General features: G+C 45.8%; 11 protein-coding genes and 1 tRNA gene. 2 read left to right on the forward strand and 10 right to left on the reverse strand.

Translation table 11 applies throughout. From position 1 onward, the window contains the following. Positions 1-123: 123 nt before the first annotated feature. The 10 genes from speD to EL84_RS07125 form a co-directional block, all read right to left on the reverse strand. The gene (gene speD / locus EL84_RS07080; RefSeq protein WP_047841191.1) at positions 124-525 is read right to left on the reverse strand and encodes an adenosylmethionine decarboxylase; all 402 of its coding nucleotides are present in this window, start codon (positions 523-525) and stop codon (positions 124-126) included. Between the two features lie 335 nt (positions 526-860). Continuing rightward, complete coding sequence (locus EL84_RS07085; RefSeq protein ID WP_036605891.1) at positions 861-1,448, reverse strand: hypothetical protein; 588 nt, start codon at positions 1,446-1,448, stop codon at positions 861-863. A 245-nt stretch (positions 1,449-1,693) separates the two neighbouring features. Continuing rightward, positions 1,694-2,371 carry a ribosome biogenesis GTP-binding protein YihA/YsxC gene (yihA, locus tag EL84_RS07090; RefSeq protein WP_047841192.1) on the reverse strand — a complete coding sequence of 226 codons (678 nt, stop codon included), beginning with the start codon at positions 2,369-2,371 and terminating at the stop codon, positions 1,694-1,696. A 156-nt stretch (positions 2,372-2,527) separates the two neighbouring features. Beyond that, a complete protein-coding gene (lon, locus tag EL84_RS07095; protein ID WP_047841193.1) occupies positions 2,528-4,867 on the reverse strand; it encodes an endopeptidase La in 2,340 nt (779 codons plus the stop codon). 86 nt (positions 4,868-4,953) lie between these two features. Further along, on the reverse strand, positions 4,954-6,708 hold the full coding sequence (gene lonB / locus EL84_RS07100) for an ATP-dependent protease LonB (RefSeq protein ID WP_036605888.1): 1,755 nt from the start codon (positions 6,706-6,708) through the stop codon (positions 4,954-4,956). 167 nt (positions 6,709-6,875) lie between these two features. Next, complete coding sequence (gene ispG / locus EL84_RS07105) at positions 6,876-7,973, reverse strand: flavodoxin-dependent (E)-4-hydroxy-3-methylbut-2-enyl-diphosphate synthase (protein ID WP_017692591.1); 1,098 nt, start codon at positions 7,971-7,973, stop codon at positions 6,876-6,878. A 120-nt stretch (positions 7,974-8,093) separates the two neighbouring features. Next, the gene (gene clpX / locus EL84_RS07110) at positions 8,094-9,347 is read right to left on the reverse strand and encodes an ATP-dependent protease ATP-binding subunit ClpX (RefSeq protein ID WP_036605887.1); all 1,254 of its coding nucleotides are present in this window, start codon (positions 9,345-9,347) and stop codon (positions 8,094-8,096) included. Between the two features lie 12 nt (positions 9,348-9,359). Next, on the reverse strand, positions 9,360-9,950 hold the full coding sequence (gene clpP / locus EL84_RS07115; protein ID WP_036605886.1) for an ATP-dependent Clp endopeptidase proteolytic subunit ClpP: 591 nt from the start codon (positions 9,948-9,950) through the stop codon (positions 9,360-9,362). Between the two features lie 379 nt (positions 9,951-10,329). Further along, positions 10,330-11,670, reverse strand: coding sequence for a trigger factor (gene tig / locus EL84_RS07120; RefSeq protein ID WP_047841194.1), 1,341 nt, complete (start codon positions 11,668-11,670; stop codon positions 10,330-10,332). Positions 11,671-11,808: 138 nt separating this feature from the next. After that, complete coding sequence (locus tag EL84_RS07125) at positions 11,809-12,744, reverse strand: hypothetical protein (protein WP_179086613.1); 936 nt, start codon at positions 12,742-12,744, stop codon at positions 11,809-11,811. 234 nt (positions 12,745-12,978) lie between these two features. Between EL84_RS07125 and EL84_RS07130 the strand changes: the two genes are divergently transcribed. Further along, positions 12,979-13,052 (forward strand) — tRNA-Arg (locus EL84_RS07130). Positions 13,053-13,950: 898 nt separating this feature from the next. Then, positions 13,951-15,180: a CynX/NimT family MFS transporter gene (locus tag EL84_RS07135; RefSeq protein WP_047841195.1), complete on the forward strand. Its 1,230-nt coding sequence runs from the start codon at positions 13,951-13,953 to the stop codon at positions 15,178-15,180. The last annotated feature ends 52 nt before the right edge of the window (positions 15,181-15,232 follow it).

Consider the following 15,232-nt stretch of genomic DNA (forward strand, 5'->3'; position numbering starts at 1 on the left):
AATATTCATAACGATACGCATATTAAAACAAATAGCCATGGAATTATTCCATGACTATTAGAGTTTGGGAGGTTATGTGTCCATCCCGATATGTGAACATTGTGTATGCAATATACTTTTTATTTAAACCCGTTCAATCTGGTTGTTCATGTCTGGTGTTTCAACTTGCAATTCGCCCAAACCACGTACCAACTTCTTTGCATACGTTTTTTCAGGCTTTAATACGGATACCAGGTAGTCAATAGCAAGCTGTGGATCTACAGTCTCCCCACAAGTGTAACAATCAATCGCTGCAAAACCTCTCTCAGGATACGTATGAATGGAGAGATGGCTCTCAGACAATAGTACAAGTACGGTCGCTCCCTGTGGATCAAACTGCTTGGACTGTACGGACATCACTGTCGCGCCACATGCCTCCGCTGCTTCAACCATTTGGGCTTCCAGATACTCTGCATTGTTCAGTAGATTAAAGTCGACACCCCAAGTATCAACAGCAACGTGTCTTCCGAAAGTTGAATATTCCATCCTTCGGTTCCCCCTTCCTAGGAATAAAATGTTTGAAAAATTTCATCCGCTAGGACCTACGTCATTCACTTCCCGAGGGAAAAATCTCTCGCAACATATAATGTCCTGAGTGAATCCTGGTTCCTATATTGTTTTCAACGAGATTAAAAATAACATTGAATCAGAGTGAAATCAACCCTTTTCCAGAAGATTGTAAAATAAATATTTCCAATTCGGAATATTCCATCTCACATCAAAAAATCCCCCTGCAACCTCCACATTGGCGAGTGCCACTGCCCGGAAGATACAAGGGAATTCATTATATACATATACGTTTATAAACATACAATTTTAAGTTAATAAGCTTCAAGCTCAAACAACCGTTTTTGATGACGAGCAAGGGTCTCATCAATCTGATGGAGCTGATCAGCAGTCGCATCTTTTCTAGTGTCCAGTAGTGAATCGATCTCGGCATACACACGGTTGATTTCGCGTTCTACATCTCTAGCCTGGAACAGATGTTGCAATTCAAGCAACGTATTTTTGTATTCATAGATCACTCGGGTGTTCTCCCCGGTCTTCTCCACAATTTTGCGGACAGTGCCTTGAGCATAAACATACGTCATGGTGAACCCTTTATAGATCCGATGAACGACCCCGTCACCCTTAAAAGTCACAAAGAGCTTCCGGACAACGTTGGTCAGATGCAGATTCACCAGGCGGCAAGATAATTCACAGATATAAAACCCTTCTATGCGGTCAAAAGGGAAATGCACTTCTTCTCCACTTACATCCCCCAGCACAACCTCCTGACAACCATTGTCCAACACCTTAACCCGGTGATGAAGCCTGCCGTCTTCTGTCATGCGCAAAAACTGATGCATCTGGGGTTCTGACAATTTCATAGTGGCCTTAACGTACTCTGTGGCTAACCGCTGAGCCATACAAATCCCTCAATTCTTTCCCGATTGTTTTGCCTTCCTGCACATGTAGCAGTCATCTCAAAATTCTTCAGGCCGGCATGGCCGGTAATTTTGGTACTGTTGGCAATATGCACCTATGCTCATTATACACTACCCTAACGTTATTTTTCTCCAGACCCAGATGATGAATTCTCACGAAATTCCTTAAAAAACCGGATTAATCTGGATCTCATCAAAGATTCATTTAGCATGCTCACTTTCCTGCACTAAAACGGTATACTATCTCGGTTATCCGTTAATCCGTTGGTTTCTTCCTCATCAGAAGCACCCTCTGCATCCAGCACTGGTGCATACTTATCTATGCGGGCATGGCGGGTAATGATGTCCCATAACTCTTCTTTCCCCAATCCCTCTTCGGATGAAAACGGCACAAACAAATCCCCTGAACGAAGACCCAGTGATTCTTTAATGACTTTGATATATTTGGCTCTGCGGGTTTTTGGAATCTTGTCCATCTTGGTTGCTACAACAACCAAAGGCAGTCCATTATGACGAAGCCATTCGTTCATCATCTTGTCCTCCTTGGACGGTTCATGTCTCATATCAACCATCTGCATGACCAATTTCAATTCCTCGCGTCCCAACAAATATTTCTCCATCATTTTGCCCCAGGCAAAACGCTGCTCTTTGGAAACTTTGGCGTAACCATATCCCGGGAAATCGACGAAGTAGAGATCCTGATTAATTTTATAATAGTTGAGTTGCTGTGTCTTACCCGGTGTTGAGCTAGTCCGAGCCAAATTTTTACGATTGATCAAACGGTTGATCAAGGAAGATTTCCCCACATTGGAGCGTCCCGCCAAAGCAATCTCTGGCAGACCGTCCTCGGGGTATTGTTCAGGCCGAACGGCACTGATAATAAATTCAGATTGATTTACTTTCATATTGTATCTTTCCTCTCTTGAACGCCTGTGCTATGCATCACCTGTTGAAGGTATTATGCCATGGATTGTTCTATCATACCAAAAAAACCGTTCCAGCGGACGCCGAAGCCTCCGCAGAACGGTCTACTCTTCATACGAACCTTTCGGATACGCGGATTACAGGTGAATTCCTGTCTGCTCAACAAGTGCATGCTGCAATACCTGATCCATATGGGCTACAGGGACAAACTCCACATCTTCCTTGATGCTGTCTGGAATGTCACGCAGGTCCCGTTCGTTATCCTTAGGCAATAATATTTTTTTATAGCCGGCACGATGAGCTGCCAGTGATTTCTCTTTCAGACCACCAATCGGCAGCACACGTCCACGCAGTGTTATTTCACCAGTCATCGCGATATCCTTGGACACATGTTTGTTCGTCAAGGCTGAGATTAACGCTGTTGCCATCGTAATCCCGGCAGATGGACCATCCTTCGGAATCGCTCCTTCCGGAACGTGGATATGGATATCGTTCTTCTCATGGAAGTCAGGCGAAATTCCAAGCTGTGTAGCTTTGGAACGAGTGTAACTGAATGCGGCTTGTGCCGATTCCTTCATGACATCTCCCAGTTTACCTGTGAGAGTCAATTTACCTGTTCCAGGCACAACAGTCACTTCAATGATAAGGGTATCTCCACCCACTTCAGTCCACGCCAGACCCGTTACGGTACCAATCTGATCTTCCAGTTCGGCCATACCATAACGGAACTTGCCAGGTCCAAGGTAGTCTTTGATCTCATCGGATGAGATGTTAATCTGACCTTCCACACCCGATACGATGTTCTTGGCAGCTTTCCGGCACAACGAAGCCATCTGCTGTTCCAGATTACGCACACCTGACTCCCGTGTATATTCACGAATTACACGCAACAACGCGTCATCCGGGATTTCCAATTGCTCTTCTTCCAAACCATGGTCCTGCTTCTGTTTGGGCAACAAATAGTTTTTCGCGATTTGTTGCTTCTCCAGTTCCGTATAACCAGGGATGTTGAGCATTTCCATCCGATCCAGCAATGGACGCGGAATATTGTGTACCGTGTTGGCAGTTGTTATAAACATAACGTTGGATAAGTCAAACGGCAATTCTACAAAATGATCACTAAACGTATTATTTTGTTCCGGATCAAGTACCTCAAGTAACGCTGCGGAAGGATCTCCGCGGAAGTCTGAAGCCATCTTATCAATCTCGTCCAGCAGGAATACCGGATTAAGTGACCCTGCCGTTTTCATCCCCTGGATGATACGTCCAGGCATGGCGCCGACATAGGTACGTCGGTGACCACGAATCTCAGCCTCATCCCGCACGCCGCCAAGAGATATTCTTACAAACTCCCGACCCAGCGATCTGGCGATCGAACGAGCAAGTGATGTTTTACCGACCCCTGGAGGTCCAACCAGACAGAGAATTGGCCCTTTGAGCTTCTTGACGAGCTTCTGGACAGCCAGATACTCCAGCACACGTTCTTTGGGCTTTTCCAGTCCGTAATGATCTGCATTGAGCACATCCTCGGCTTTTTGGATATCCAGATCATCCGCTGTCATCTGACTCCAAGGAAGGCCAAGCAGCCAATCCACGTAGTTGCGAATGACTCCGCCCTCGGCTGAACTTGCAGGCATTTTCTCCAGTCGATCAATTTCTTTCTCGACCTTTTCTTTCACCTTCTCCGGCAAGCCGAGTTCTTCCATCTGAGTGCGAAGTTCCTCGACCTCACCCGCACGGCCTTCTTTTTCACCCAGTTCTTTCTGGATCGCTTTCATCTGCTCGCGCAAATAATATTCCTTCTGCGTTTTCTCCATCTGTTTCTTCACACGTTGGCTGATCTTGCGTTCAAGCTCCAGCACTTCGCGCTCATTGTTCAGGATATCCAGCAATTTCTCCAGACGTTCCCGAACGTCGATGGTCTCCAGAATTTCCTGTTTATCCTTGATCTTCAAGGACAGGTGACTCGTGATGACATCGGCCAGACGCCCTGGTTCTTCGATGTCAGACACCGCTGCGAGTGTCTCTGGTGTCACTTTTTTGGACAGATTAATATAGTTCTCGAACTGGTTCAGAACGGTACGCATCAAGGCATCCGTCTCCGGATGGGTATTCTCCTCTTCAGGCAGCTCTTTAGCCAGTACTTCATAATATTCCTCGTTGTCCGTATATTCAATAATTTCAGCCCGTTCCAAGCCTTCAACGAGTACACGAATCGTACCGTTCGGAAGCTTCAGCATCTGTCTGACCTTGGCCACGGTTCCGATTCTGAAAATGTCCTCTTGTGTTGGTTCTTCAATATTTACTTCGGCTTGGGAACATAGGAGAATCAGATGTTCTTCTACCATCGCTTTTTCTAAAGCCTTGACCGATTTCTCCCGGCCCACATCGAGATGCAGTACCATACTCGGGTAGACGAGAAGTCCTCTTAAAGGCAGTAAAGGAAAACGACGACCTTTCGCTTTGCTCGGTCCCATCGCTTTCGCACCTCCAATGGCTCTCAGGTTGTAGTCATTCATTATTCTATCAAATGTTCACATAAAAAACCAATGAAGGGAAGCGCTTAGCAGCTTCCCGAATCTGTAACCTGTCCTGGACGAGGCACGTCCGCACGCAAATAGGAAGCGGATGCCGGCGGAAAAATCTCCGGTGCAGGTGCAACTGTCTCCTCTGCAAGCTTCGTTTGTTCCATCTGTTGTGATTCCGGAACCCAGGCGAACACTTCACGGAATACGTCCTGTACCGTATCTACCGGGATAACGCGCAAGCCATCCAGATTCTCAAAAATGGACTGCCAGTTCTCCGCGGGAATAATAACGGTCTTCGCTCCTGCCTGAAAGGCAGCCTCCACCTTGGCCAGCACGCCACCGATAGGCTTAACCCGACCATGAATACTGATCTCGCCAGTCATCGCTGTCTCATGATCCACAGGACGCCTCTGAATGGCTGATGTAATGGCAGTCGCCATGGCGATCCCGGCGGATGGACCATCAATAGGCGTCCCACCTGGGAAATTCACGTGTAAATCGTAATCATTCGGACGAATACCCATGGCTTTTAATACGGTTAACACATTTTCAACCGAGCCTTTGGCCATACTTTTTCGCCGGAGTGTACGCGAACCGCCTCCAATCTCTTCTTCATCCACAACGCCTGTTATGTTGATTCGGCCTTGATCTTTAAGAGCCGGAACAGCAGACACTTCGATCTCCAAAATGGTTCCCATATTCGGTCCGTATACCGCCAAGCCGTTAACAAAACCCACCTGCGGCTGTGTAGGGACCTTCCGATCAGGCCGTGGCTGAATCTGACTGCTACCCGCCACCCACTCCACATCAGACGCCTGAAGCGTCTCACGCTTCTCTGTCAGCGCAAGTCCAGCAGCCAGCTGGATGATATTGACCGCTTCACGTCCATTGGTTGCATATCGCTTGACCACATCAACGGCATCCGGACATGGACTGAACCCTATTTTCTGAACAGCATCCTCTGCAATTCGCCCAATCTCCTCAGGCAACAAAGGACGGAAATAAACTTCCATGCAGCGGGAACGCAGAGCTGGTGGCAGTTCATGAGGCGAACGTGTCGTGGCTCCAACAAGGCGGAAATCGGCCGGCAGGCCATTTTGAAAAATATCGTGGATATAAGCAGGAGTATGCGTGTCTTCCGAGTTATAGTACGCACTCTCCAAAAACACCTTGCGATCCTCCAACACTTTCAACAGCTTATTCATCTGAATCGAATGTAATTCACCAATCTCATCAATAAAAAGCATTCCCCCATGCGCTTTCGTGACAGCGCCCGGTTTCGGTTGGGGAATACCTGCAACACCCATGGCTCCTGCTCCCTGATATATCGGATCGTGGACCGAACCAATTAAGGGGTCCGCAATACCACGCTCATCAAAACGAGCTGTTGTTGCATCCAACTCCGTGAATTTCGCGTCTGGCTTAAAAGGCGATGTTGGATTCTTCTTAGCCTCTTCCAAAACGACCCTTGCCGCAGCTGTCTTCCCAACTCCGGGAGGGCCATAAATGATAACATGTTGCGGATTAGCACTGCACAAAGCAGCTTTAAGGGCACGCAGCCCGTCTTTTTGCCCAACAATATCGTTAATGGTAGCTGGACGCGTCTTCTCCGACAGCGGCTTGGTGAGTGAGATCGAACGCAGCTTGCGCAGCTTCTCCAGTTCCTTGCGAGATTCACGCTCAACGGCACTGCGGTTTGTTTTCTGGCCACGCAGCAGGTTCCAGAAATACAAACCAATCACCACTCCAAAAAATAACTGAATCAACATGATGACCATACCAAATTCCATGTCTTCACATCCTCCTATTTTGTCGCTATTCTCATATGAGATCATGCTAATACTTGGTAGTATAGCCTTTTCAACGCGACGTAAACGGGCGATACGGAATTTGTATGCGAGAAAATAAAAAGCCCGCCATCGCTGGCGAGCTTTTGTTATAACAAGATATGAATCAATCAGTGCGAACGACCAGGAATAACACCTGTCTCTTCGTAGGCTTCGACGATTTTGTCGATCTCTTTTTTTAATTCCTCAACCATGATTTCTTCAGGCACTTTACGAATCATCTTACCATGACGGAACAAGAGACCTTCTCCACGAGCACCGGCTATGCCGATATCCGCTTCTTTGGCCTCACCTGGACCATTAACCGCACAACCCAACACCGATACTTTAATCGGCACCTTCAGTTTGGAGATATACTCTTCCACTTCGTTGGCAATGGAGAACAGGTCGATATCCAAACGTCCACACGTTGGGCAGGAGATCAATGTAGCTGCATTTGTAATCAGTCCAAATGTTTTGAGCAGATCACGAGCAACCTTGATTTCTTCTACCGGGTCCGCACTCAGTGAGATCCGCATCGTAGAACCAATACCCATGGACAATAAGGCTCCCATACCTGCGGAGCTTTTGATCGTACCGGAGAACAATGTACCCGCTTCGGTAATCCCGAGATGCAACGGATACGGAATGATTTGAGCTGCTTTGGTATACGCCTCAATTGCCATCGGCACATCCGATGCTTTGAGAGACACGATGATATCATGGAAATCAAGCTCTTCCAAAATACCAATGTGATACAATGCACTTTCTACCATAGCATCTGCCGTAGGATACCCATACTTCTCAAGGAGATGGTTTTCCAAAGACCCCGCATTTACTCCAATCCGAATCGGAATACCGCGGTCTTTACAAGCCTTAACCACTTCTTCCACTTTAGCACGTTTACCGATGTTACCTGGATTAATCCGAACTTTATCAATGCCGTTCTCAATCGCAAGTAAAGCCAGCTTATAGTTGAAATGAATGTCCGCTACGAGCGGTATATTAATGCGTTTTTTGATTTCCTTGATGGCTGCGGCAGCTTCCTCATTATTCACCGTTACACGTACCACTTGACAACCCGCTTCTTCCAGCCGCAGAATCTCTGCAACCGTTGCTTCAACGTCTGCTGTTTTGGTTGTACACATACTTTGGATAATGACTTCGTTACTGCCACCGATCGTTACGTTTCCCACTTTCACGGGACGTGTATCCTGTCTTAAATACATGAGTGATTTCTCTCCCCACAACGTCAAAGCTCCACCCTGACAGAGACATGAATTCGCCTTCTGCCAAAGTGGAGAACTGACAAGTCTATATTTCAGAGTTCAACGGGATTGAGGCCTATATCAGGCGCTCTCTTCCTGCTTATCGTCCTTCGATTGGCTTAGTTCAGGCACGACTCTTTTCTCAACAACTTCCTCGGTAATGACACAGTTCGTAACATCTTCACGTGAAGGCACTTCATACATGATTTCCAGCATGATACCTTCAATGATGGCACGTAATCCACGTGCACCTGTGTTACGTTTAATTGCTTCTTTTGCAATCGCAAGCAATGCAGCTGGTTCAAAGACCAGATTCACATTATCCAGTTCAAGCAGTTTTTGGTACTGTTTGGTAAGCGCGTTTTTTGGTTCGGAAAGAATCCGTACCAGCGTATCTTCATCCAACGGCTCCAAAGTGGAGATGACTGGCAGACGGCCTACAAATTCCGGAATCAGACCAAATTTCAGCAAATCTTCCGGCAATACCATACCCAGGTATTCACCTGGTTTCAGATCTTTTTGCTCAGAAACGGTATTAAAGCCAATGACTTTTTTACCGATCCGGCGTTTGATCATTTGCTCTAGACCATCAAAGGCACCGCCGCAAATGAACAGGATGTTTGTTGTATCGATCTGAATGAATTCTTGATGAGGGTGTTTACGACCACCTTGTGGTGGTACAGAAGCCACAGTTCCTTCAAGAATTTTCAAGAGAGCCTGTTGCACACCTTCGCCCGATACATCACGAGTAATGGATGGGTTTTCGGATTTACGCGCTACTTTATCAATCTCATCGATATAAATAATGCCACGCTCTGCTTTTTCCACATCATAATCAGCAGCTTGAATCAGCTTGAGCAGGATGTTCTCTACATCCTCACCTACATAACCCGCTTCTGTTAATGACGTAGCATCCGCAATAGCAAAAGGAACGTTCAAAATTTTTGCCATCGTTTGCGCAAGCAACGTTTTACCAGAACCTGTTGGTCCTAACAGCAAAATGTTACTCTTTGACAATTCAACGTCTTCAATTTTGCTTTGTGTGTTGATCCGTTTGTAGTGATTATACACCGCAACAGACAATGATTTTTTCGCTTGTTCCTGCCCAATAACATATTGATCCAGAATATTACGAATTTCTTTTGGTTTCGGAATATCTTTCAGGTCTACTTCTTCATCATGACCAAGTTCTTCCTCAACGATTTCGGTGCAAAGTTCGATACATTCATCACAGATGTACACGCCTGGTCCAGCGACCAACTTGCGTACCTGCTCCTGAGATTTACCGCAAAAAGAGCATTTCAATTGCCCTTTCTCATCGTTAAATTTAAACATGAAACCACCCCTTTAGGAATTGATCGGTCTACTGAGCACCTGGTCAATAATGCCGTACGTCTTAGCTTCTTCAGCGCTCATGAAGAAGTCACGGTCGGTATCCCGCTCAATTTTCTCAAGAGGCTGACCCGTACGATCGACGTATATTTGATTCAGTTTCTGACGTGTTTTAATAATCCATTCTGCGTGTATCTTAATATCCGCAGCCTGTCCTTGAATGCCGCCAAGCGGCTGATGAATCATTACTTCGCTGTTTGTCAGCGCATATCTCTTGCCAGGTGCACCGGCTGTCAGCAATAACGAGCCCATGCTTGCTGCCATCCCTACGCAAATGGTAGATACATCCGGCTTGATAAATTGCATCGTATCGTATATACCCATCCCTGCGGTGACAGAACCACCAGGTGAGTTAATGTACAAGCTGATATCCTTCTCAGGATCGTCGGCTGCCAAAAACAAAAGCTGTGCTATGACAAGATTGGCTACATCGTCATCAATCGCACTGGTTAGAAAGATAATGCGATCTTTCAGCAAACGTGAATATATATCGTAAGACCGCTCGCCTCGATTGGTTTGTTCTATAACCATTGGCACCAGACTCATGAGACCAACCTCTTTTCTACATGTAATTAGACATAGGCCACCTGTAAAGCAAACCCAAATTCATTCTAACACTTTCCTGTGACAATGTCATTTTTCACAAGAGGGGTGAGACATCAATTTGTTTACTTTTTTAGCCTGATCATATTTAACCATGTTTTCTATGTATGTGCAAATTGAAGCCATCCTATGCCGTCTTGCCGTTTTTTATTTGCATGAAGTACATAGGTATGTAAAAAGTGTACGCGGATCAATAAAATTAGTGTTCATCCATATAATTACTTCATTTTCTATAAAATGGATGTCATAATTTAAAAATAAGGCACGCAATAATTCACGTGCCTTATCGTTTATTCAACTGACAAGTTGATAACAGCTTGTCTTATTTTTCGTCAGCTTCTGCAACAACTTCTTCAGCTGGAGCTTCAACTGGTTCAACAACTGTGCTGTTCTCAACAAGAACGTCAATCGTTTTACGCAGTTTAACTTCATCGCGAAGGCTGTCCAGGGAACCATTACCTTCGAGGATGCCACGGATCTCATCAGCAGGACGCTTGTAAGATTCAGCCATTTTCTCGAGTTCTTGATTCACTTCTTCGTCAGATACTTCAATGTTTTCCGCTTTACCTACAGCTTCAAGCACCAGGTTGTTGCGAACACGTTTGGAAGCATCTTCTTGCATTTGCCCTCTCAGGTCAGCTTGAGTCTGGCCAGAGAAGCTCAGGAACATTTCAAGGTTCATACCTTGGTTGCGCAGACGGTTGTCGAAATCACGCATCATGTTTTGTACTTCGCTCTCTACCATTGCAGAAGGAATGTCCACTTCAGCGTTCTCAGCCACTTTTTCTACAACTGCATTTTCTTGAGCAGCTTTGGCTTCGTCAGCTTTACGGGATTCCAATTGTGTTTTCAGATCAGCTTTGTACTCTTCAAGTGTGTCGAATTCACTAACATCTTTAGCAAACTCATCATCCAATGCAGGAAGTTGTTTGCGTTTGATTTCGTGAATTTTCACTTTGAATACCGCTTGTTTGCCAGCAAGTTCTGCTGCATGGTAGCTCTCTGGGAAAGTCACTTCTACGTCTTTGAAGTCACCTGTGGACAGACCCACAACTTGTTCTTCAAATCCAGGAATGAATGTGTTGGAACCCAGTTCCAGGGAATAACGCTCAGCTTGTCCACCTTCGAAAGGTACACCATCAACGGAACCGTCGAAGTCGATTACTGCAACGTCGCCGTTAGCAGCGGAACCTTCGTCGATTACAACGAGTTCAGCGTGACGTTGTTGAAGACGCTCAAGTTCTTCAGTCACTTCTGCTTCAGTTACTTCACCTTTTGCTACAGCAACTTCGATTCCTTTGTACTCACCAAGAGTAACTTCTGGTTTCACAGTTACTTTTGCTTTGAACTTGAATGTTTGTCCTTTAGCAAATTGTTCAACATCTACGTCAGGACGATCAACCGGGAAGATATCCGTTTGGTCGATTGCTTCTGTATAAGCTTCAGGAAGCAAAATGTCGATTGCTTCTTGATAAAGGCTCTCTACACCAAAACGTGCTTCGAAGATGGAACGTGGTACTTTACCTTTACGGAATCCAGGTACGTTTGCTTGTTTAACCACTTTATTAAAAGCTTTGTCGAGTGCTGCAGTTACACGATCTGCATCCACTTCAACCTCAAGAACCCCAAGGTTCTTCTCTATCTTTTCCCAAGTTGCTTTCATTGTATACTTTCCCCTCCAAAATTCACATGTTCACGTAGGCAATCACGTACAAAATAACCATTTTAGTATAAACAAGATTAGATTCTTTTTCAAGGGGAATCCCTTGATACAGTTTAAGGAAAACGTTTCCGGCCTCGATTAACCATCCAAACCGGCAGATACAAACTGTTTCATAGAACGATAAGCCTGTTCCAGTCGAAAGCGCATCGCGCCTGTCACAGCATACATTGAGCGGGTATTTTCCTCATCATGCGAACCACCCAGACTGTCTGCAACGGTCATATGTAGAGCTGCTGCCCATATATCTGTCATGGAATCATTTTCTTCCAGCATCGATACATAATCACGGGTTCCATACACCGCCATGACATATTGTATCCACAGTTCCTGGGCAAAATAAAAGAGCGTAGGTTCATGAACCTCCGTCTGATCTGCCACTCGTTCCAGAATCTGAACGATTTGGAGCGGGAATTCCTCTGGTCTAAGAGGCACGGTGTCGATCTCGACTTCAACCTGCTCTTCGCCTCTCGTAAACAGGATCATACCTTGAACACCTCGTCGACGCAAGGTTTGCAACACCCGAAATTGAAGCAGAGGGTGAAGCGACTTATCTTTTAACCAACTGGTAAGTGCCTCGTCAATCTTCGGTAGATCAAGATAGGCCAGCTGCTCCAAAGCCAGCATCGTCTGTTCAGACAGCGGCTCCTCCATTACTGTGCGAAGCATCTTATCTGCATAACCATCATCCTGTTCAAGCTTCATTCGGGCATGCTGCCGTGCCATGTCTTCCTCACTAATCTCTTCTTCCTCTTCTCGTTCTTCAAGAATGGCAGGCGAGGTTTCTTCATATTGAGGAAACGCAGCCTGAAGCCATTCGAGCAGAGCCCGCCATTCATCATAGTGGCGCTCTTCCTGGCCCTGACATTGCAGCAAAAAGTGAAGCAATTTCATCGCTTCACCATACCGTTCATTTTCAAGCATAACTGTCAATTGAATCTGGTAATAGTCCAGCGTCTTAGGAAACAGCACAATATTGTTGTTATGCTCGGTTTCCGGGGTCGTGGATTCCTTAATGGGAGCACCTCCTCTATATCCTGAATCTCCAGTCGGAATCAACATAAATAGATGTATATATTAAAACGATTGTTGATCTATTTTCTGAGTTCTCCTGATATTCTAACATAACCTTAAATATAATGAAAAAAACGTTACTGCCGCCAAATATCATATACGAAAAATAGTTTAAAATAAAATGCTTGATATTCCTGTATGCATATGATAAAATCAATTTTGCTTGAAAAAATTCATGTCTCAGTAGCTCAGCTGGATAGAGCAACGCCCTTCTAAGGCGTCGGTCGGGGGTTCGAATCCCTCCTGGGACGTATTAAAAAGAAGCTTCCTTCGGGAAGCTTTTTTTGCGTTCAGGGGATGAGAACCCCAATGGTTCGTCGGAGCATTCGCTTCGTTAGCACCACTTCGCAGTCTCGACTGCAAGGAGAGTATCCCTCCTGGGACGTATTAAAAGAAAACTTCCTTCGGGAAGTTTTTTTGCGTTCTGGGGATGAGAATCCCAACGGTTCGTCGGAGCATCCGCTTCGTTAGCACCACTTCGCAGTCTCGACTGCAAGGAGAGTATCCCTCCTGGGACGTATTAAAAGAAGCTTCCTTCGGGAAGCTTTTTTTGCGTTCAGGGGATGAGAACCCCAACAGTTCGTCGGAGCATCCTCTTCGTTAGCACTACTTCGCAGTCTCGACTGCAAGGAGAGTATCCCTCCTGGGACGTATAAAAAGAAGCTTCCTTCGGGAAGCTTTTTTTGCGTTCTAGGGATGAGAACCCCAACGGTTCGTTGGAGCATTCGCTTCGTTACATGCTCTATGTCGCTGTATTGGAGCGCCCGCATTTGATCACTCTATAAGCAACACGTTGAAGTATCGATGTTCTAACGAACATAGGACACTTTATTTGCTCCAAATTCAGCATTGTGGAATTCTAACGAATCTGAGAGAGCTTATTTCACCATTCCGGGGTATTAACTCACTTATTTGCGCTTCATAGCCTGATTAACGTCGCTGAGGTTCGTTAGAATCTGAAAATAGCGATTTTACCCATTATAAGACCTCGTGGATTCGTTAGAGTTCACAGGCTAGTCAAGGCCCCCATTGTCCACTGGGTGTTTTTTCATTTCATTGCTCAATATTGACATAGAATGTTATGCTTACGGAGTGGATTATGTAACAATCCATACATATTAACTTCTTAGGAAACAGGAGATTTTATCAATGTCATCTTCAATACAGCAACACTCATCAATCCATACCGAGGAAGAACATTCTTCGACATCCAAAAGATTCGGCCTGTTATTAGCAGGCATTATCGTCATCGCCGCTACCATGAGGTCACCGATTACAGCAACCGGACCTGTAGTGGAGATGATCCGCTCAGATACAGGTATCGGCCATACGATGGTCGGGCTTCTGACCTCACTTCCTTTGCTCGCCTTTGCAGCAGTCTCTCCTTTTGCACCACGTCTTGCCAAACGTTTAGGACTCGAATCTGCTCTGCTATTGGCTGTTATGATCGTAACCATTGGGGTGGCCTTACGCTTGTTGCCTTCCGTTCTTTCTTTATATGCAGGAACCGCAATTTTGGGGTGCGGCATTGCATTAAGCAACGTGCTTTTGCCAAGTTTGATCAAACGTGATTTTCCATTACGGGTAGGTATCGTCACCGGATTATACTCTGTATCCATGAACATATTTGGCGCCATCGCCTCAGGTGTGAGTGTGCCCGTAGCAGGAGCCACATCTATGGGTTGGCGTGCTTCGTTAGGCATGTGGGCCTTGTTGTCCATATTGGCGCTTCTCTTGTGGCTCCCCCAGATCGCCGCAGGCCGTCAGCGAATGTTATTCATAGCCACACAGAGTGAAGGGACACCTGTACGTCTACGGACCTCTTCCCTGGCCTGGTTCATTACTTTATTTATGGGTCTGCAATCTCTAATATTCTATACAACGATTACCTGGCTTCCCGAAATTCTTGCTGAGCAAGGATTCAGCCCCACCTCAGCAGGGTGGATGCTATCCCTAATGCAGATGGTTAGTGTACCGGCTACCTTTATCGTTCCAATCCTCGCCGGCCGAACGCGAGATCAGCGTGTTCTAACCGCGATAACGTGCTCTTCTTTAATTGTCGGGTATGCTTTATTGTTAAGTGGTATCGCTTCGCTCGTTACCATCGGTGTCACGTTGGCAGGAATAGGCGCTGGAGCTTCATTTGGAATGGTAACGATGTTCTTCGTCCTTCGCACAAAAGATGCCAGACAAGCTGCCAGCCTGTCCGGTATGGCCCAGTCCTTCGGATATATGCTAGCGGCAATTGGACCTTTACTGTTCGGTATGCTTCATGACTGGACAAAAGGATGGACTCTGCCGTTGCTAATACAGGTCATTCTGGCCATCGCTTTGTTAATCGCAGGGATTCAGGCCAGCAAAAATAGAATGATCGGTTAGCCATACAATTCATTTATAAAAAAACAAAACGGCCTCCATCCTGCAAATCAGG

This window comes from Paenibacillus sp. VT-400, assembly GCF_001029205.1.
GTDB classification, from domain to species: domain Bacteria; phylum Bacillota; class Bacilli; order Paenibacillales; family Paenibacillaceae; genus Paenibacillus; species Paenibacillus amylolyticus.